Annotated in this window: 17 protein-coding genes; 3 read left to right on the top strand and 14 right to left on the bottom strand. The window is 41.3% G+C overall.

The genetic code is table 11. The annotated features are described in order from the left end of the window. Positions 1-41 precede the first annotated feature (41 nt). The gene (glpX, locus tag ACSBOP_RS06175) at positions 42-1,004 is read left to right on the top strand and encodes a class II fructose-bisphosphatase (protein WP_442603560.1); all 963 of its coding nucleotides are present in this window, start codon (positions 42-44) and stop codon (positions 1,002-1,004) included. 223 nt (positions 1,005-1,227) lie between these two features. Here glpX and ACSBOP_RS06170 read toward each other — a convergent pair whose 3' ends face one another. Then, positions 1,228-2,835: a family 10 glycosylhydrolase gene (locus ACSBOP_RS06170; RefSeq protein WP_442603559.1), complete on the bottom strand. Its 1,608-nt coding sequence runs from the start codon at positions 2,833-2,835 to the stop codon at positions 1,228-1,230. Positions 2,836-2,993: 158 nt separating this feature from the next. After that, positions 2,994-3,170, bottom strand: coding sequence for a hypothetical protein (locus tag ACSBOP_RS06165; RefSeq protein ID WP_442603558.1), 177 nt, complete (start codon positions 3,168-3,170; stop codon positions 2,994-2,996). A 124-nt stretch (positions 3,171-3,294) separates the two neighbouring features. On the opposite strand from ACSBOP_RS06165, the gene corA reads away from it, so the two are divergent. Beyond that, positions 3,295-4,239 (top strand): magnesium/cobalt transporter CorA, encoded by a 945-nt coding sequence (gene corA / locus ACSBOP_RS06160; protein ID WP_442603557.1) that lies wholly within the window; start codon positions 3,295-3,297, stop codon positions 4,237-4,239. A 59-nt stretch (positions 4,240-4,298) separates the two neighbouring features. Here corA and ACSBOP_RS06155 read toward each other — a convergent pair whose 3' ends face one another. From ACSBOP_RS06155 to ACSBOP_RS06115, 9 genes are all read right to left on the bottom strand, one after another. Next, the gene (locus tag ACSBOP_RS06155; protein WP_442603556.1) at positions 4,299-5,123 is read right to left on the bottom strand and encodes a carbohydrate ABC transporter permease; all 825 of its coding nucleotides are present in this window, start codon (positions 5,121-5,123) and stop codon (positions 4,299-4,301) included. Beyond that, the gene (locus tag ACSBOP_RS06150; RefSeq protein ID WP_442603555.1) at positions 5,120-6,013 is read right to left on the bottom strand and encodes a carbohydrate ABC transporter permease; all 894 of its coding nucleotides are present in this window, start codon (positions 6,011-6,013) and stop codon (positions 5,120-5,122) included. The genes ACSBOP_RS06155 and ACSBOP_RS06150 overlap by 4 nt, the downstream gene beginning before the upstream one ends. An 18-nt stretch (positions 6,014-6,031) precedes the next feature. Further along, positions 6,032-7,390, bottom strand: a complete 1,359-nt coding sequence (locus tag ACSBOP_RS06145) for an ABC transporter substrate-binding protein (RefSeq protein WP_442603554.1) — start codon at positions 7,388-7,390, stop codon at positions 6,032-6,034. A 157-nt stretch (positions 7,391-7,547) separates the two neighbouring features. Next, a complete protein-coding gene (nagZ, locus tag ACSBOP_RS06140; RefSeq protein WP_442603553.1) occupies positions 7,548-9,143 on the bottom strand; it encodes a beta-N-acetylhexosaminidase in 1,596 nt (531 codons plus the stop codon). A gap of 36 nt (positions 9,144-9,179) precedes the next feature. Beyond that, on the bottom strand, positions 9,180-10,766 hold the full coding sequence (locus ACSBOP_RS06135; protein WP_442603552.1) for a response regulator transcription factor: 1,587 nt from the start codon (positions 10,764-10,766) through the stop codon (positions 9,180-9,182). A gap of 5 nt (positions 10,767-10,771) precedes the next feature. Continuing rightward, positions 10,772-12,568, bottom strand: coding sequence for a sensor histidine kinase (locus ACSBOP_RS06130; RefSeq protein ID WP_442603551.1), 1,797 nt, complete (start codon positions 12,566-12,568; stop codon positions 10,772-10,774). Between the two features lie 22 nt (positions 12,569-12,590). Beyond that, complete coding sequence (locus tag ACSBOP_RS06125) at positions 12,591-13,415, bottom strand: carbohydrate ABC transporter permease (protein WP_442603550.1); 825 nt, start codon at positions 13,413-13,415, stop codon at positions 12,591-12,593. After that, positions 13,416-14,312 carry a carbohydrate ABC transporter permease gene (locus ACSBOP_RS06120; RefSeq protein WP_442603549.1) on the bottom strand — a complete coding sequence of 299 codons (897 nt, stop codon included), beginning with the start codon at positions 14,310-14,312 and terminating at the stop codon, positions 13,416-13,418. A 109-nt stretch (positions 14,313-14,421) separates the two neighbouring features. Then, complete coding sequence (locus tag ACSBOP_RS06115; protein WP_442603548.1) at positions 14,422-15,768, bottom strand: extracellular solute-binding protein; 1,347 nt, start codon at positions 15,766-15,768, stop codon at positions 14,422-14,424. Positions 15,769-15,936: 168 nt separating this feature from the next. Between ACSBOP_RS06115 and ACSBOP_RS06110 the strand changes: the two genes are divergently transcribed. After that, positions 15,937-16,851 (top strand): diacylglycerol/lipid kinase family protein, encoded by a 915-nt coding sequence (locus ACSBOP_RS06110; protein ID WP_442603547.1) that lies wholly within the window; start codon positions 15,937-15,939, stop codon positions 16,849-16,851. Positions 16,852-16,919: 68 nt separating this feature from the next. Here the strand turns inward: ACSBOP_RS06110 and lpdA are convergent, their stop codons facing one another. Genes lpdA through ACSBOP_RS06095 form a run of 3 tightly spaced genes read right to left on the bottom strand, consistent with a single transcriptional unit; the run spans position 16,920 to position 20,638 of the window. Next, a complete protein-coding gene (gene lpdA / locus ACSBOP_RS06105) occupies positions 16,920-18,332 on the bottom strand; it encodes a dihydrolipoyl dehydrogenase (protein WP_442603546.1) in 1,413 nt (470 codons plus the stop codon). Between the two features lie 5 nt (positions 18,333-18,337). Beyond that, entirely contained in the window at positions 18,338-19,615 is a 1,278-nt protein-coding gene (locus ACSBOP_RS06100) for a dihydrolipoamide acetyltransferase family protein (protein ID WP_442603545.1), read from the bottom strand. 42 nt (positions 19,616-19,657) lie between these two features. Continuing rightward, on the bottom strand, positions 19,658-20,638 hold the full coding sequence (locus ACSBOP_RS06095) for an alpha-ketoacid dehydrogenase subunit beta (RefSeq protein WP_442603544.1): 981 nt from the start codon (positions 20,636-20,638) through the stop codon (positions 19,658-19,660). Positions 20,639-20,641: the final 3 nt, after the last annotated feature.

Genomic DNA, 20,641 nt, shown 5'->3' with positions numbered 1-20,641 from the left:
AAATCATTATATGTGACATACTATTCGGAGGGAACAGACAAATGAGAAGAGAACTGTCTTTAGAAATTGTTCGAGTAACGGAGCTTGCCGCATTAGCATCTGCAAGATGGATGGGTAAGGGAATGAAGAATGAAGCAGACGGTGCAGCTACTTCTGCCATGCGCAAAATGTTTGATTCCGTGCCCATTCACGGGACAGTCGTCATTGGCGAAGGAGAGATGGATGAAGCACCGATGCTCTATATAGGTGAAAAAGTGGGCAACGGTCAAGGCTGTGAAGTCGATGTAGCTGTAGATCCCGTTGAAGGTACAGAGCTTGTTGCCAACGGTCTAAATCATGCACTCGCTGTCATTGCAATTGCAGATAAAGGACAGCTATTACACGCACCGGATATGTACATGGAAAAGCTTGCCTGTGGTCCAATGCTTAAAGGACGTTTAAGCCTTGATGATCCGCTTCACGAAACGATTCGCAAAGCAGCATATCATTTAAATAAAGAAATTGGTGATATTACCGTTTCGATCTTGGATCGCGAGCGTCATGCGGAGCATATTCGGATTCTTCGTGAATTAGGGGTGCGCATCAAGCTATTAAGTGCGGGTGATGTGGCGGGTGCGATTGCGACTGCATTCCAGGAATCTGGGGTTGATCTGTATGTAGGTTCTGGCGGTGCCCCGGAAGGCGTCTTAGCTGCAGCTGCATTATATTGCTTAGAAGGCGAACTTCAGGGACGACTTATGCCCCTGGATGAAGAAGATCATAAAAGATGCCAAGCGATGGGTATTGTAGATCCGCATAAAATTTTATACATGAAAGACATGGTTGGTGATGATGATGTCATCTTCGCTGCAACTGGCATTACACCTGGTGACTTTGTAAGCGGAGTTCGGTTCTTGCCAAATCAAAGAGCAGAGACTGAATCCATCGTCATGCGTGCTGCAACGAAGACAATTCGTTATATTAAATCTTCCCACTATATGCCTAGCAAAATTGAAATGATGTGAGGTCGTAATCAAAAAGTCTGTTTCACTGCGTAGAAAAGAAGTGCCTCCGGCCGCTGTTGAAATCGTGGAATTTGATTAGAGTAAGTGGTATTTTCACGATTTCAAAGGCTGGCGTTTCACTCCTATGACACTTCTTTTCTCTTCCGTTCGACTTTTTTATCACGCTTGATAGAAAGAAGCCTTAGAAAGGTCTTAATTAGACCCTTCTAAGGCTTCTTTTACATTATTTGGATGCATAATAAGCTTTCAACGCATCCTGAATGCCGAGCACATTACCTAATAAATTTTTGGCACTAAAATAAATGCTGCCAGTGACTTCCGGGTATTTTTTATTGAAATTGAGTTGATCTGTAATTTGTGATGCAGAAGACCAACCCGCTTCTGTCGTGCCTAGCTTGTATGGTGCATGACCGATGTACAGTTTTACACCACGCCCACGCGTTTCATTTGCCCACCAATCGACAAGTTTATCGTAAGCTGCTGCCTTAAATCCGATGCTCCAATACACTTGTGGAGCTACATAATCCACCCAACCGTTGCGAATCCATGTCCGAACATCAGCACGCAGGCTATCATATGCCGTCACACCAGCTGTTGTCGCCGAACCTGTTGGATCTGTACTTTGATTTTTCCAAACACCAAATGGGCTTATCCCGAACTCTACATTTTTCTTTACTGCTTTGATGGATTGATACAAGTCTCTTACGAATTGATTAATGTTATCCCGACGCCAATCATCGATATTTTTTATCTTACCTGTATTAAATGCAGCGAATGCCTCAGCATCATCGAAGCTTTCTGAGCCATAGGGGTAAAAATAATCATCCAAGTGAACGCCATCTACGTTATACCCTTTTACAACTTCCATAATCGTGTCAATAATATGTGAGCGAACTGCTGGAATACCAGGATTCAAATACAGCTTGCCACTATTTTTAACAATCCAATCGCTATGTGTATTAGCAGGGTGATTGCTAGCCAGTTCCTTTACATCACTACCATTACTTGCACGAAAAGGATTGAACCACGCATGGAATTCCATTCCCCGCTTATGTGTCTCCTCTACCATAAATGCAAGCGGATCATAACCTGGATCTTTCCCTTGAACTCCTGTTAGCCACTTGGACCAAGGGACAAGCTTGGACGGGTAAAGCGCATCGGACTCCGGTCGAACTTGAACGAACACGGCATTGATCCCTGTTTCTTTCAAGCTATCTAGCAGCTTCACGTACTCTGCCTTCTGACTTTGAACCGATAAACCTGCCTTAGATGGCCAATCGATATTGTATACCGTTGAAATCCATGCAGCGCGCAGATCCTTCTGCTTCTCCTGCCCATTATCCGTTGACGGATCCGTTATTGGAGCTTGATCAACAATATTAACTTCATTTGCACTACCATTCCAGAGCACTTTCGCTCCCAAGCCCTCACTTACAAAACGTAATGGAACCATCGTCCGACCATTTCGCAGTTCTGCAGGAGCACCGAGCTCAATTGATGTACCATTGAGGCTTGCCGTTTTACTTCCAATCTTTTGAATGATTTTATTATTTTGTTTCGTTATGTATACCTCATTCGTACTTCCATTCCACTCTACCTTCGCACCAAGTGCTTCCGTTACAAATCGTATCGGTACCATCGTCAGTCCAATTTCCGAGTAAATAAACGGAGGGGAGTCCGATTGAATAACTTTGTCGTTCACCTTCAAAACCACATCATAAGAAATCGATGATGGTGTCTTGGCAGATACAATTGAAGTAGACTGTAAACCTAGTAATAGAACCAACAAACTACATAAAACTTTCATTACTTTCAAATTCATCACTTTCATATCTTGGAGCCTCCTAAATAACCAACAATATCTCTACTCTACTATTTTTTACCTCTTGATGTCTACCAAACTACGCCAATTGTAAGGTATTACCTGACTTAAACAAATAAGGATGCCAGAACGGCATCCTTTCGTCATTTTCACAATATGATTAACATTTAGCCTAAATCCTCTTCCTCAGCACTATCATATTCAGCATCAAATTCATCGATCCCAGCATCATCAATTTCCAACTGTTCTTCCTCGTCCTCATCGTCTTCTTCATCTTCATCTTCATCCAGATCATCAATTAATTCATTTCCATTAAAATCCAAATCTTCCATTTCAGATTTCACCACACATTCCTCCTCGATAAGTTAAATCTTTCTAATACAAAAATATTATTCTTGTCTCCGTTTCATACCTCTTCGTGTAGTAAAATAAGAAATAAATACAAATACTAGAGAGGGGTGACTCTTATTGATTCATACATTAGCTATAACCAAAGATAATCAATTGCTAGAGAACCTTCCGCTTGAGCAATTGACACAAGACCACATCCATTGGTACTGGGTCGATTTTGTCTCCCCAACCGAGGAAGAGGGCAAGCTGCTTCAACATTTTTTCCATTTTCATCCTTTAGCTATTGAAGATTGTTTCAATTTACTGCAGCGACCGAAGATGGATCATTACGGAGATACCCAATTTTTCGTCCTTCATGCCATTGATCCGAAATCACTGGGTGCCAAAGAAATTAATATGTTCGTCGGACCCCATTTTATTGTGACCTTCTCATTAGAAACGCTCCATGTCGTCGAAGATGCTCGAGAGCTCATTCGTAGACAACAGGATTCGTGGCATATAGGTAGTTTATTTGCTGCACATGCGGTAATCGATAAGATTGTCGATCAGTATTTTCCATGTGTACATTTCATTGAAGACGACTTGAATGATCTGGAAAGCAAGAACAATGAATTGGATGATAACATGGATCAATTATTTGCAATCCGCTCTCGTCTGCTTAAACTTCGGAGAACCATTTTACCCATGCGTGACTTGATGTATCACATCATTAACTCGAGTCGCATTCCAGGTTTAAAAGAGCAGTTATTTTATTTCTCCGACATTCATGACCATTTGTTAAAATTAGCTGATATGATTGAATCCAATCGTGAGATTACAGCTGATCTTAGAGATTCTTACATCTCCATTAATTCGAATCGAATGAACAGCATTATGACAACATTAACGGTGATCACCGTCATATTCATGCCACTTACATTTATTGTAGGCGTGTATGGAATGAATTTTGTAAATATGCCGGAACTTGGATGGCATTGGGGATATTTTATGATACTCGGATTTATGATCGCACTTGCGGGCGCCTTATACTTCTACTTCAAGCGTAAGGGTTGGTTCGATTAAATACACATACAAAAGCTGCTAGCATCCTAAATGAGATGGTTAGCAGCTTTTTCTTTTTATTAACCTTTAATACTCCCCGCAGTAACCCCTTCAATAATTTTCTCCTGTAAAAATGCATAGATGACGACAACAGGAATAATGCTGAACATCGTCGCTGCGAACAACCCACCATAATTTTGATTTAAGCTGTCCCGAAATGCAACCATCCCGACCGGAAGTGTTCGATACGTCTCCTTGGTAATAAAAAATGAAGCCAGAATGAACTCATTCCAATTGGACAAAAAGTTCAAAATAAACACGGTCACTAGAGCTGGCAATGTTAAAGGTAGTACAACACGCCAGAAAAGCCCGAATGCAGTAAGTCCATCCATGACGCCCGCTTCTTCCAAGTCGCTCGGAATGGACTTTAAGAATGCAGAGATAATGAACATCGTAAGTGGAATACCGAAAGTAATGTAGGGAAATAAAATGGCAAAAGGTGTATCCTTAAGATGAAGATCACTCACTAACCGAAACAGCGGAATTAATAGGAATGATCCTGGCAGCAACAGTGCCAATCCAATGAAAGACATCACGAGCTTTGCAGCAAGCTTATAACGCATACGTGTCACGGCATACGCCACCATCGCCGCAATAATGATGGAAACAATACTCGCCGCAGTGGCAATATACAAGCTGTTGAGAAAGTATGTACTAACCTTCGCCTTTACCCACACATCAATATAATTTTGAATATAAAAGGAAGTTGGCAGCTTGAATGGGCTTGAAATGACATCCGCAGATATTTTAAAAGAATTTTGGAACGCCCAGAGGATCGAATAGAGCGTCACGATGACGTAAATCCATAAAAAAATGTGTACCCCGACACCTTTGAACTTCTTCATTCCTTCTCCACATCCCCGAATTTTTTGGAAATGATATTAAAGGCAAGCGTAATCAACAGTGAGAAAATAAAGATCAAATTCGCGATTGCGTTTCCGTATCCATATTGATCTTGATTAAAAGCAACCTTATACATGTAAGTCGCCATAACCTCAGTTGTACCAAACGGCCCACCGTTCGTCATTACAATGACAATATCGAGCGCTTTCATTGCTCCCGTTATAGAAAGAAGAATAATAACGATAATAACCGGACGAATAAGCGGAATAATGATGTGTTTCGTGCGTTGAAATCCCGTTGCCCCGTCAATTTCAGCCGCTTCCAATACCTCTTTGGATATACCAAAAATCGCAGCCAGCACAAGTACAACATAGAAACCTGTCCACTGCCACGCATTGGTCACCAAGATAGAGAGCATGGCTGTTTTCTCATCTCCCAACCAACCATGTGCCCAACTTTCAAGTCCGATTGAGATAAGGAATCTGTTTATCATACCGATTTGCGGATGGAACACAACAAACGAGAACAATACACCAATTACTGCTGTCGATAAGATGCTCGGTATGAAAACCGTTGTTTTATAAAATCCACGAAGCTTCTTTACACTGGAGACAAGTACACCAATTAATATAATAATCGGCACTTGTATAAAGATTGAAAACAAAATAAACCAAATGTTATTTAAAAATCCGATCCATAAGTTAGAGTCATTCGTAAGGGCATTAATATAGTTCTCGAACCCGATAAAATCAGGCTTCGTCAGTCCGTTGTAATTGGTAAATCCATAGCGCAACGTCGTGAAAATGGGATAAATGTAAAAAATGCTGTATAAAATAATTGCCGGTAAGATAAACAATATAAACGTTGTCGGGTTTCGCAGTGTTCGATTCATGAAGACCTCCAATCCTTATTATTTCTTTTCTTTATCTGCTTTCTCTTGAATCTTCTGGACAGCATCTGCTAACTGCTCTGGCGTTACTTTACCGCCAACTAGTTTTTGTGATTCCGTGTAGATTGCATCACGAACTACTGCAGGTACCTCAGCATCAAAAGCAGGGAAAGAACCTTTGGCAGCTGCTGCTGCAGCAAAGATATCTTTTACATAAGGTTTAGCGCCAGCGATTTCAATCTTCTTAGCTGGTAACCAGCCTTCTTCTTGGTTTTGTTTGAGTTGTTCTTCATCGCTATACATGCGCTTAATAAATTCTTTAATTGCATTCTTCTGTGCATCGTTTACTTTCGCGGAGAAACCGTATCCAGCTGCATACGAGGCGTTAACTACACCATCTCCAGGGCCGCCAACACCAGGTAGTGCGAAGAAACCAAGATTGTCACCGACTTTGGAGAATTTCGGATCTGAAAATGCCCCGCCTGACCATGAACCGTCAAATCTCATTGCGGCATTCCCTTTTTGGAATTCGCCATACCCTTGCTCGTTACTAAGCGACAAGGAATTCGGTGTTACAAACCCTTTATCAATGATTTCTTTGAATTTTTTGAAGCCTTGAACCACACCTGCATCTGTCCACTTGGCTTTGCCTGCCTGGATATCAGCCGTAATATTGGCACCGCCATAGCGTACCCAAAGTGTGTTCAGCGGCATAGTAACTGCCCATTGATCTTTAGCGCCAAATGCAAATGGCTGAATACCTTTTGCTTTAAAAGTTTCACATGCTTTCATTAATTCATCCCAAGTTTTTGGAATGTCAACACCATTATCTTTAAACAATTGCTTGTTGTAGAAGATACCTTCTTGGAAACCGTTAAGCGGAAGACCATAGATTTTGCCATCTACCGTAAATTCGCCTAAATTATAAAACTTATCTTTCATCCCTATCTCTGTTAAAATAGGCGAGATGTCAAGTAAGTTCCCCGTTTTCGCAAATTTTTGCGTGTCAGTTCCACCTTGCAATGTGAAAATTTCCGGAGGATTTCCCTGTGCAATTTCAGCAGGTAACCGTTGGAAACGATGGGTTTGCTCTTCCATAGAAACCATCTCAATCGTTAAGCCAGGAACTTTTGCTTCAACATCTTTCTTCACTTGTGTCAAGCGCGCTAATTCTTTAGCTTGTGTTTCTTTCACCAAGATGTTCCGTAAGTTCAACGTAACTTTTTCTGGAACTTTACTAGGTGCTGGAGTTGCTGCAGGTGCTTGTGTTCCTGCCGATGTCGATGTTGGCGCAGGTGTTGTTGCTGCTTCTTTACTGCATCCAGCGAACACACTGCCAACTGCTAGTAGACTATCAAGAGTAACTGCTGTCTTTTTCATGCTTCGACCTCCAATTATTTGATATCTTTACATATATTAGTATATAAAACCCTTCCACCATGCAATAGGGTATGATTTCAATAATAAGGGATAAATTACCATTATTTTGTATATAAAAAAAGCCCTCACGCCAGAACGTGAGAAGCTTTGGTACGAACTATAGGGACCATCCGAAAGGATACTTTTCTGTTATCGTCACCGGTAATTTTCCTTGTGCCTGAATTCGACCTAATAATACTTTAGCTACAGCCTTCATGGCAAGTGGACGATTTTCGTAGGCAGCGATATATACCGGAACCTCAGGGAAGGAAAGCAAATCAAATGGATTACGACCTGCAACTACGATAAACGTTTTCTCCAAATTAACTATTTCCTTCGCAAGTTGAATCTGCCCCTCTGCGAATGTCGCATTATAAGTCACATAGACCACTTGATCAACTGATTCAACCCGTTTAAGAGTATCTGTAATCTCCTGCCCAGTCGGATCTAGGAAAATTCGAGTTTCACTCACATCTTCCATCATTTCAGATAAATAGTATCCTAATGTTTCCGTCTGTGGGATAAATTCAACCACTTCCGTATTCTCACGAACTTCTGACCAGATCACAAGCGTTTTCTTATCATAAGCGATTGGAAGTGAATGCATGTTATCTTGGACAACCGTTACGCTCTTTTCATATACAGCAGCTGCTACCTCATCAGAGACTGGCAGCCCAACTTCACTTAAGGAGATCGTAGACTCATTTGCTTGTTGAAGTTTCGCTTTCAAAGCTAGAATACGTTCAACAGATTCGTCGATACGCGCTTCCGAAATTCTTCCCTCTTCAACCGCTTGAATCAACGCTTTAATTCCAGCTATTTGTTTCTCATACGTATGAGAGATTAGAACAATATCGACACCTGCCTCAACAGCTAGAACGGAGCCTTCTGCAGGTCCAAAATGATCATCTATTGCCTTCATCTCTAAGCAATCTGTTACGATAACACCTTTAAAGCCCAGCTCTTCCCGAAGGAATCCTTGCATCACACGTGGCGACAATGTTGAAGGAAGCTTATCTTGCTCTAACGCTGGGAAAATAATATGTGCTGACATCACCATCTCAGCACCTTTGTCAATCGCATCAATGAATGGGACAAGCTCAACTGATTTTAAGCGATCCATATCATGAAGAATAGTAGGCAATGCATAATGGGAGTCCGTATTCGTATCCCCATGACCAGGGAAATGCTTGATCGTAGCAGCTACACCTGCATCTTGGTAACCACGAACAGCAGCTGACCCCATTTCAGCAACAAGCTTCGGATCTTCACCATACGAACGAACACCAATAACCGGATTAAGCGGATTATTATTCACGTCAACATCCGGTGCAAAGTTCACATTAATACCCATTGCACGAAGCTCTTTACCACAAATTTGCGCCGTTTGATAGGCAGCTTCCAGATCTCGGCTCGCACCCAGTGTCATATTACCCGGCATTAGGCTTACACCCTGTTCAATTCTTGCCACCATACCGCCTTCTTGGTCGATAGCAATCAGAAGCGGATTCTCTTCGCCTGCCGTAGCCTGAAGCTCACTTGATAATGCAGCTGCTTGCTCTGGATCAACCAAGTTACGACGGAAGTAGATAATTCCACCTACTTGATATTGTTCAATCAAGCTTCTTACCTCTGTATTAGGAGTCTGAGCTTTAAAACCACACATGAACATTTGACCGATCTTTTGACGCAACGACATGTTTTTGAGTTTCATAAGTGAAGACCTCTCTTCATAAGAAATAATATCGATTTACTCTCTTTTTTCCCGATATTCCGTAGGCGTCATGCCCGTAAATTTTAAAAATACACGTGTAAAATATCTACGTTCTGCATAGCCGACCATTTTGCCAATCTGGGTAATACTTTTATCACTCATTAGTAAAATAGACTTCGCTAACTCAATCCGTTGTCTAGTCAAATATTCCAAGAACGTCTCGCCAAACTGCTGTTTAAAAAGCAGGGAGAAGTAGGAACAGGAAATACCAATGTAATCCGCAATTTCTTCTACTCCAAAATCCGAAGCCAAGTTCTTGTTCATATACTCCTTGGCAGAGAGCATAAACGTATCGCTTGGTTTACGATTAATTCTCGTATTCATGGAAGTATGAATAAGTTGATGAATATTTTCCATTAGATCTTTGACAGATATCGAACGCTCCAGTTTTGTCCATAATACGGACTCTTCCTCGTCACTCAGTACATTGATTTCTTTCATCTCACGCACAAGGTGTAGAATCAAGAAATGCAGAATTTGCTCAACACGCAGTACAGACTGCTCTGAGATCGCTTTTAACGTTTGGTTCAATTCACTAAAAGCTTGATCCATCTTGCTTTGATCCCTCATCTTAAGCGCTGAAACAATTTCTTCAATCAAGCCCCACATCGAATAATTCAATTCATTCGTACCCATTTGCTCTTCAAGAACAAGAATTTGCATCTTTTCAGGCGATAAGTGTAACGCACGTTGCATTTTTTTATATGCATCAGCGAGCTCGTTCATACTCACATGTCTCGGATAGATCCCCAAGGAAACATGGAGCTTCACATGACGATGAACCGCATCTTGCAACTTATCTGACCAAATCTTCACTTGATCAAGATCGCTAGGGCTTATCCCTTTCTGGTGCTGAATTAACACACACCATTCACCTTCGCGTGTTTGGAGGACGGCATAATTAAGCCCATCATTACTTAGGGCATCCTGTAAGACATTACGCAGAGCAAAATTCCGTAGTTTGCGCTCTTTTTCATTCCAATTTCTAGAAATATGTGAATACTCATCCAAGTCAACTAATATCAGTGTATATTCGAGCTCTTCGAGAAAATGTTCATCATTAAATAAGAATTGTCTAGCACTGACATTCGTGTAGTCCAGCAGGACGTCATGCAATAATTTTTCATAAGCCAGGTTCATGACGCTGTGCCACTTTTTTTGTTCACGTACTTGTTCAGCATGCTTTTCCATCATTTCTTCGGCTAGTTTCGTGACGACATTTTCCAAATCCTCATAATTAATTGGTTTGAGGATGTAATCACGCGCACCATACTTGAGGGCAGTTCGGACATAATCAAAGTCTTGATAGCCAGTAAGCATGATAACCAAACAATCTTTCCCTAAATCATTAAGCTTTTGTAAAAATCCAAGTCCATCTAAATTCGGCATCCGAATGTCACATAAAATAAGATCAGGATCATGATCGATGACATACGCAAGTGCCTTTTGTCCATCACTTGTCGTTTCAACCGAACTAAAACCTATCGATTCCCAAGGCAAAACTTTTTGTAAATTGCGTACAATGTTGATTTCATCATCCACAAGTAAAGCTTTTAGTTTCATTTCAATCACCCAGCAATGTATTTTGGAATTACGCATTTAATTGTTGTGCCTTTGCCTAACTCACTGCAAATGAATATGCCGCAAGAGCTGCCGTAATGAATGCGAAGCCGATCTGCCACATTCAAAATTCCAAGGCCAATTCGCTTCGTCTCAGATGTTTGCTTAGGTAACTTGAATCCCGTTCCTTTGTACTCCAAACGATGTAACACTTCATTCGTAATACCCTTGCCATTATCTTCAACCCAGATCACAATATATTCGTCTTGATCTTCGACTGTAATCTTGATCTTGCCTCCACTTTCTCTTCCTTCAAAACCGTGCTGAATACTATTCTCGACAAGAGGCTGCAGGGTTAATTTTAAAATGGAATAGTTCTCAAGGTTTTTCGATATATCAATTTCAAATTGGAATAAATTCTCGAAGCGGAAAGCTTGGATATCCAAATAGTTTTTCAAATAATTGATTTCAAGCGCAATCGAAATCTCTTCTTCATGCTCGAACATACGCAGCATCGAGCCTAATCGGTATACGATTTGGCTTACTTTTTTCCCCTCATTTTGAATGGCTAAGGCATTAATGGATTCCAGTGTGTTAAAAAGAAAATGTGGCTTAATCTGCGCTTCAAGCAGCATAAGCTCCGCCTTCTTCTTCCGCTCTTGTTCCATCTTCACATCCTCAATGAGAGACTCCATCCGCTCTACGAGAGAATTAAATCCGCGGGCAAGGATCGTCGTCTCGTCTTTCCCTTTGACAGGTACTCGAACCCTTAAATCACCTAGTTCCACATATTTCATCTTTGATACAAAGTGAAGAATGAACCGGATATAGCGATTGACGAACAACAGGTTAAACAGCAAAGCGCACGTTAAGACGAACATAATGAAGATGGATACCCATTTTAGAACCGTAATCATCTTACCTGATAAATAATCCCACGGTGTAATATAAATCAGACTCCAGTTCGTAATGCCTTCCTTCTCCAAGTCAAAATCGTACACAGAAAGCATACTCTCAACGCCGTTGAACACCACTTTGGAAGTCGCATATTCTTTTGTTAGATCTACGTTTTTCGAGCTATAATCAGCTAGTTTTTTACCATCAATCTGATTCTTACTGTCTTTCAGAATCGTTCCCTCGTGATTCACAATTAAGAAACGACTTTCCTCAGGTTGATTATAAAAGAATGTGCTTGCAAGTCTGTCTAATTCACCAAACTTCAATTTAAGCAATAAATATCCTTTGATTTCCATCGAAGATGGATCACGCATCAAACGAATCGAAGTAAACAAACCATCATTATCAATGATATCCGTATATTCATTAGGTCCGACCCATGTCGAACGCCCATTTTGCTTTATCATTTCTTTAAAAACAGATTCCTGTTGGAACTGATAAAAAGGCACCTTCAGAATATTTTTATCGGATCGTTTGTAGGAAGAGACATAACCACCTTGCAAATCATAGATAGCAACCTTTTCAACAGCTCCATAAGTTAAAAAGGTCCCTTTTAAACTGCCTATGTTTTCTAAATAACGGGCTGAATCACTACCGATACCATCAGGTGCGGTCAGCATTGCATTTAGTTCATTTTGGAATCGCCAATATTCCGAGTACGTGTTTGCTTCTTTAAAAATGGATGTAATATTCTGTCCGATTGCTTGAATCGTAAGTTCCGATTGATCCGTGTAATTTCCCTGGATAATATTCTGGATGACGAAATACGTAATAGCTCCAATAATGATGAGAGGAATAATGATGAATGCAAAGAAAGCAAGGAACACTTTTTTTCTAAGATTCATCATTACGTCATTTCTCCTTCATTGGTCATCCCTTCACACTTCCCGCTGTTACGCCTTCAATAATTTTCTCTTGAAGAATCGAATAGATAACAACAACCGGGATGACACTGAACATCGTTGAAGCGAATAGACCACTATAGTTCATATTAAGCGAGTTCATAAAGGCAACCATGCCGACCGGCAATGTGCGCAGTGTTTCTTTTGTTAAGAAGAATTGCGCCATGACAAACTCATTCCAATTGCCCAGGAAATTAAGGATGAACACGGTTACAAGCGCTGGTGTACAAAGCGGTAGGATCACTCTCCAGAATAAACCGAATGCGGATAAACCATCCATAACACCCGCCTCTTCCAAATCATTCGGAATCGAACGTAGAAAGGCCGAGATAACAAATACGGTAAGTGGAATACCGAATGTGATGTACGGAATAATAAGTGCCCAATGCGAATTGTACAAGTGCAAATCTGTAAGTAAGAAGTATAAAGGTACGAGCAAGAATGAACCAGGAATCATAAGTGCTAGTCCAATAAATGCGGAAATAATTTTACTCATGGTTCTAAAACGCATACGCGTTAAAGCATATGCTGCCGCTGCTGCAAATACCATTGAAACCACACTGGAAAGTGTAGAAATATATAAACTGTTTAGGAAATAAGTACTAATCTTGGAAGACGTCCAAGCATTGATATAGTTTGAAATTTGGAAACTTGTTGGCAAGGCAAATGGATGTGAGATCACTTCTGCCGACGTTTTAAATGAGTTCTGGAATGCCCAGAAAACTGGGTACAAAGTAATAATAACATATAGCCAAAGGACAACGTGTATAATAATACTCTTTTTGTTTTTCATTTAGCTTTCCACATCCCCGAATTTTTTCGAAAAGATAGCGAACAAAAGTGTGATTCCCAAAGTAAAGATCATAATGAGATTCGCAATCGCGTTACCGTATCCGTAATCATTCGTTTTAAACGCAACGTTATACATGTGTGTCGCCATAACCTCAGTAGAGCTGAACGGACCACCGTTAGTCATAACCAAGATAACGTCTAAGGCTTTCATAGCTCCAGTTATCGAGAGAAGCATAATCACTAGGATAATCGGACGAATCAATGGTATCGTAATGAGTCGAGCTTTTTGGAAGCCTGTCGCGCCGTCAATTTCTGCAGCTTCAAAAACTTCTTTGGAAATACCAAGGATCGCTGCTAGCACGAGAACAACATAGAATCCTGTCCACTGCCACGCGTTGGTAAACAAAATGGCAAGCATCGCTGTACTTTCTGAACCAAGCCAGCTGCCTTCAGGTATTAAACTCTCAAGGCCGACAGCACTAAACAATTTGTTTAACAAACCGATCTCCGGGTGAAAGACTACGAAGGAGAACAAGATACCTACTACTGCTGTAGATAGAATACTTGGTAGGAATACGGTTGTTTTATAAAATCCACGGAATTTTTTAACTCCAGATACGAGAACACCTAAAAAGATAATGACAGGAATTTGAATGAAAAGTGAGAAAGCAATGAAGAACACGTTATTTAAAAATGCTTTCCAGAAAATCGGATCGTCTGTCAACGCTTTAATATAATTATCAAGTCCGTTGAAAACCGGTGTATTCACACCATCCCAGCTTGTAAAACCAGATTTCAATGTGCTAATGACGGGGAATATAAAGAACATGCAGTACAATAAAAGCGTCGGTATGATAAACAAGATATACGTTACGGGATTACGCAAAGTCTTATTCATATGAACCTCCAGTCTCTATCCTGATCATCAGGTAAATGTTTATGGACAAGTAACGGGTATCACCTGGTGGAGATACCCGTTACTTGCTCAGACTTATGTGAAAGAGATATTACTTCTTCTCTTTTGCCACTTCGTCCTGAACTTTTTGGATCTTTTCAGCCAGTTTCTCCGGTGTGATCTTACCGCCGATCAATTCTTGCATACCTTTTTCTAGTGCATCACGAACTTTAGCGTGTACTACAGAGTCAAATGCCGGGAATACAGTTTTTGCTTTTCCCATTACTCCACTGATGTCTTTCGTGATTTCTTTCGCGCTTGCAAGCTCAAACTTCATAGCTGGCAACCAGCCTTCTTCTTTGTATTGCTTCTCTTGTTGTTCTTGGCTCCACATTTGCTTGATGAATTCTTTAACTGCTTTTTTCTCTTGGTCATTTAGTTTCGCAGAGAAACCATAGCCATTGGAGTAGGAAGCGTTAAGTGCACCATCTCCAGGACCACCAGATCCAGGGAATGCGAAGAATCCTACGTCTTTAGCTACTGCTGTTTTTGTTTCGTCTGTGAAGGAACCGCCAGCCCAGCTGCCATCGAATGCCATTGCCGCTTTTCCTGTTCTGAAGTCATTTTGTCCTTCTGGATAAGCAAGGGACAATGTGCCTTTGGAGAAGTATCCCTTTTTGTGCATCTCTTCATATTTAGCAAATGCTGCTACAACACCGGGCTCCGTCCATTTTTTTGTACCAGCCACGATTTCTTCTGTAATGTTGTTACCTGCTTCACGAACCCACATTGTGTTCATTTGCATGTTGATTGCCCAAGGCTCTTTAGAACCTAGTGCAAATGGAATAACTCCTTTGGATTTCAACGTATCCGCAACTTTTGTCAACTCATCATATGTTTGTGGTACTTTAAGTCCGTTGTCAGCGAAAATTTTCTTGTTGTAGAATACGCCTTCCGCATATCCAGTTAACGGTAAACCGTAGATTTTGTTATCTACTGTAAACTCGGATAGGGAGTTGAACTTGTCTTTAATTCCAAGCTCAGTCAAGATTGGTGTTAGATCAAGAAGATTTCCTGTTTTGGAGAAGTCTCTTGTATCTGTACCACCGAATAAATTAAAGATTTGAGGAGGATTGCCAGCTGACATTTCAGCACGAAGCTTTTGGAAACGGTTAACGTTTTCTTCCATACCTTCAAAGTTAATTGTAAGACCAGGAATCGCCGCTTCTGTCTTCTTCTTTACATCTTCCAAACGAGTTAGAGCAGGCTTGTCCGTATCTTTAATAAGAATATGACGCAGGTTCAGTGTGAATGGTTTACCTGTATCCGCTGGCTTTGCTGCTGGTGTTGTCGCAGGTGTTGCAGATGCAGCGTCTTTTTTCTCTTCTTTACCGCATGCAGCAAGCGCTGAGGACAATACGAGTAGTAATGCCGTCATGGAAACAACTGTCTTTTTCATTTGTGTGACCTCCCAAAATTGTTTGTGTTAACTTACAATTTAATTATATGAATTAAAATAGCGCTTTCACAGGTCTTCATTTCAACTAAAAGGGGGGACAAATCTCTTTTATCTTTTTCCGAATTGCTTTATGATTAAGTATGTTAAATACGATTTTCGGAGGTTTTCATGCTTGGTTTTGTTGTAAATCCCATTTCAGGTCACGGAAAAGGGAAATTCGTCTGGGAAACCGTCTTAAGTGAATTAAATCGGAGATCCATCCCATTTTGTTATAAAATAACACAGCACGCTAGTGAGACAACTCGATTGACTAAAGAACTTCTTCAGCAGCATGCAATTGAAACACTTGTCGTAATTGGCGGTGATGGCACGGTTCATGATGTAGTCAATGGCTTATATGAGTCTAATGAACTCCATAAAACGAAGTTTGGCTTTATTCCAGCTGGAACAGGTAATGACTTTGCTGCCGGACACAAGATTCCTGTCGATCCTCGAAAAGCCTTAAAGCTTATTTTATCCTCTATTACACCTACTCCTATTGATTTGTTAGAGTCAAACGGTAGTGTTGCAGTTAATTGTGTAGGGGCAGGATTTGATGCGGTTGTTGCGAAAAATACGAATGAAGCTGTATATAAAAAGACATTTAATCGCCTCTCGCTTGGCAAAGTATCATACTTATTATCTGCTGTTCGTGCATTCTTTACATTCCGTCCATTTCCTGCAACGATTGAAGTAGATGGTGAAACCCGTCATTTTCCCAAGGTGTGGATGATCGTAAATTCCAACATTCCATACTTTGGCGGTGGGATGAAGATTAATCCCCGTGCAATTAGTGATGATGGTCTTGCAGATGTAGTTGTGATTCATTCTTTAAATCGAATGAAATTACTCTCTATCTTCATTTCGATTTATACTGGAAAGCACATGAAACACCCTGCCGTATCCATTTTTAAAGGTACTCATGTCCAAATCGCAATAGATCGCCCTCATTGTGTCCAAAGCGATGGTGAAATCAGCCACACACAATCATTAGATATTCGCGTTCTTCATAGAGTTCTTTCTTTTATCAAACCCTTATCATAAAATAGAACAAAAAAACCGCGGTTAACCGAAATATTCGGCAACCGCGGTTTTATTATTTAAGAAGAATATTACTTCATGGAGTGAATTGGATGTCCAAGAGCAACTTCCGCTGCTTCCATCGTAATTTCACCCAATGTTGGGTGTGCGTGAATGGTAAGTGCCACATCTTCAAGAGTTGCACCCATTTCAATTGCTAAGCACATTTCAGAGATTAAGTTCGAAGCTTCAGGTCCAATGATTTGAGCACCAAGAAGGATGCCTGTATCTTTGTTCGCGATTAGCTTCACGAATCCATCACTGATGTTCATGGAAAGTGCACGACCATTAGCTACGTAAGGGAATTTACCGATAGCAACGTTGATGCCTTCTGCTTTCGCTTCGGATTCACTCATTCCTACATAAGCGATCTCTGGATCAGAGAATACAACTGCAGGGATTACTTTATAATCAACAATGCTTGGCAACCCACCGATAACCTCAGCTGCCACTTTACCTTCGTAAGAAGCTTTGTGTGCAAGCGCAGGACCAGCAACGATATCACCAATCGCATAAATATGTGGAATACTTGTACGGCATTGGTTATCTACTTCAACCAGAGCGCGATCAGTCACCTTCATACCGATTAGATCAAGTCCAAGCTCACCATCCGTATTTGGACGACGACCTACTGTTACTAAGCAGTACTCAGCTGTAACTTTCTTCTCTTCACCATTAACTGTGAAAGTAACGGTAACGTCTTTGTCTGTTTGTGCAGAACTTTGGGCAAGAGCCTCTGTGTGAATCGTTACTTTCAAGCGATTCAAGTTCTTCTCAACAAGACGGGACATATCTCTCTCAGAAGCAGGAAGAATGGATTTGGAACCTTCCAAGATTGTAACTTCTGTTCCGAATTTCGCAAAAGTTTGGCCAAGCTCGATACCGATGTATCCGCCGCCGATTACAACCATGCTCTTCGGAATTTCTGTTAGCTCAAGCGCTTCTGTTGAAGACAGAATGCGTCCGCCAAATGGGAAAGGCTTAAGTTCAATTGGACGGGAACCCGTTGCAATGATGCAATGTTGGAAACGGTAACGAGGTGCTTCCTGATCATTGAATACTCGAGCTTCGTTGCTATTAATGAACATCGCTTCGCCATTGAACACTTGAATTTTATTGCCTTTAAGCAATCCAGATACACCGCCAGTTAATTTCTTAACAACAGTGCCTTTCCATGCTTGAACCTTAGCAAAGTCTACTTTTACGCCTTCTGCGGAAATACCCATGTCATTCGCATGAGTCATTGCCTCATAGTGGTGAGCTGCAGAAATCAAAGCTTTGGATGGAATACATCCGCGGTTCAAACACACGCCGCCAACTTCGGATTTATCTACGATTAGAACACTTTTACCTAATTGAGCTGCACGAATAGCAGCTACGTAACCACCGGGACCAGCCCCGATTACCAACACATCAATATCTAAAGAAGCATCGCCTACGACCATGTGTGTTACACCTCCATTAAGAACAATTCAGGACTTGCTAGCAATTTTTTAATATAATTCATGAAGTTTTGTGCTGTAGCGCCATCAATCAAACGGTGGTCAAAGCTCAAGGAAAGAGCCATTACAGGAGCAACCACGATTTCACCATTCTTAGCAACTGGTTTCTCTGTAATACGACCTGTACCTAGGATCGCCACTTCTGGGTAGTTAATAATTGGAGTGAAGAACATACCGCCTGCAGAACCGATGTTGGAAATGGAAATTGTGCTTCCTTTCATCTCAGCAGGTGCTAGTTTGCCATCACGACCACGTTTAGCTAGATCAGCAATTGAAGATGCAACACTCCAGATGTTTTTACGATCTGCTTCTGCAATGACAGGAACGATTAAACCGTTATCTGTATCTGTAGCAATACCGATATCGTAGTGTTTTTTGTATACAATTTCTTGTCTTTCTTCGTCGATTGAAGCGTTAAGCGCTGGGAACTCACGGCAAGCCGCAACGAGTGCCTTCACGATGAACGGAAGGTAAGTTACTTTTACGCCTTTTTTCTCAGCAAGTGGCTTCATTTTCGCACGGAAAGCAACAAGTTCAGTAACATCAACTTCGTCCATGATTGTTACGTGAGGTGCTGTGTATGCGGATTTAACCATCGCATTAGAGATTGCTTTACGGATACCTTTAAATGGTACGCGCTCTTCAGCAAGGTTCGCTGGTGCTGCTGCAACTGGCGCACTAGCTGCTGCCGGTGCAGTTGTCTCAGCTTTTGCTGCTGCAGTTGCTGCTGGAGCAACTCCGCCTGCTGCGAATGCTTCAACATCTTCACGAGTTACTTTACCGTTTTTACCGGAAGCTGGAACGTTAGCGATGTTAACGCCTTTTTCACGAGCAAGTTTACGAACACTTGGAGTCGCAAGAACGTTACCAGATGCCGCAGGAGCTGCTACTGGTGCAGCAGGTGCTGCTGGCGTTGCTTCGGCTGCTGGTGCACTCTCAGTGGATGCATGTCCAGTACCAGTGTGCATGCTTTCTGGCAATTCGCCTTCAGCTTCGATTACAGCAACAAGTTCACCGATCGAACATACTTGTCCGTCTTTTACTAGTACTTCTTTTACCACACCGTTAACTGGACATGGTACTTCAACTACTGCTTTATCGTTTTGTACTTCCATCAAAATTGTTTCGTCGTCTACTTTATCACCAGGCTTGATATTCACTTTTACGATCTCGCCTTCGTGAATACCTTCACCTAATTCAGGAAATTTATATTGAAAAAGAGCCAAGATGGATTACCTCCCTAATTAAGTCTATCCGCTTCAAATATTCTAGAAATCAAGAACACGGTTTAAGCCATCAACGATACGCGTTGGAGTTGGCAACCAAGCATCTTCAATTTGTGCAAAAGGATAAATGGTGTCCGGACCTGCAATACGCAGTACTGGAGCTTCCAAGTGAAGAATTGCTTTTTCATTGATCTGAGCAATAACCTCAGCAGCAACACCTGATGTTTGTTGTGCTTCTTGTACGATAATTGCACGGTTTGTTTTCTTAATTGATTCAACAATCGTGTCAATATCAAGTGGCATTAGAGTACGAAGATCGATAACTTCTACTTTCACTCCACGTGTTTTTTCGATTTCCTCAGCAGCTTTGATGGAAGTGTGAACCATCAAACCGTAAGTGATAATCGTTACGTCAGCACCTTCACGAACAACGTTAGCTTTACCAAGCTCAACTGTGTATTCGCCTTCTGGTACTTCAGCACGGAATGCACGGTACAAGTTCAAGTGCTCCATGAAGAATACAGGATCGTTATCACGAATTGCAGCGATCATTAGACCTTTTGCATCGTAAGGGTTGGAAGGAACTACGACTTTGATACCTGGAGTTTGGATCAACAAACCTTCCAAGGAATCTGTGTGAAGTTCAGCTGCTTTAACGCCACCACCAAATGGTGTACGGAATACGATTGGTGAGTTATAACGACCGCCAGAACGGTAACGCATACGAGCTGCTTGAACACAGATTTGGTCAAGTGCTTCATAGATAAAACCAACGAATTGAATTTCAGCAACTGGACGGAAACCTTGAACACCAAGACCTACAGCCAAACCGCCGATTGCGGATTCAGCAAGCGGTGTATCGAATACACGAGTCTCGCCAAATTCTGCTTGCAAGCCTTCAGTTGCACGGAATACACCGCCAACGTGACCTACGTCTTCACCGAATAAAAGAACATTTTTATCTCTAGCAAGCTCAACGCGAAGTGCGTCTTTAATTGCTTGAATCATATTCATTTGTGCCATGAT

The sequence above is a fragment of the Paenibacillus sp. KN14-4R genome, assembly GCF_052180255.1.
Classification (GTDB): domain Bacteria; phylum Bacillota; class Bacilli; order Paenibacillales; family NBRC-103111; genus Paenibacillus_AM.
This window is presented reverse-complemented; position numbering and strand designations above follow the sequence as displayed.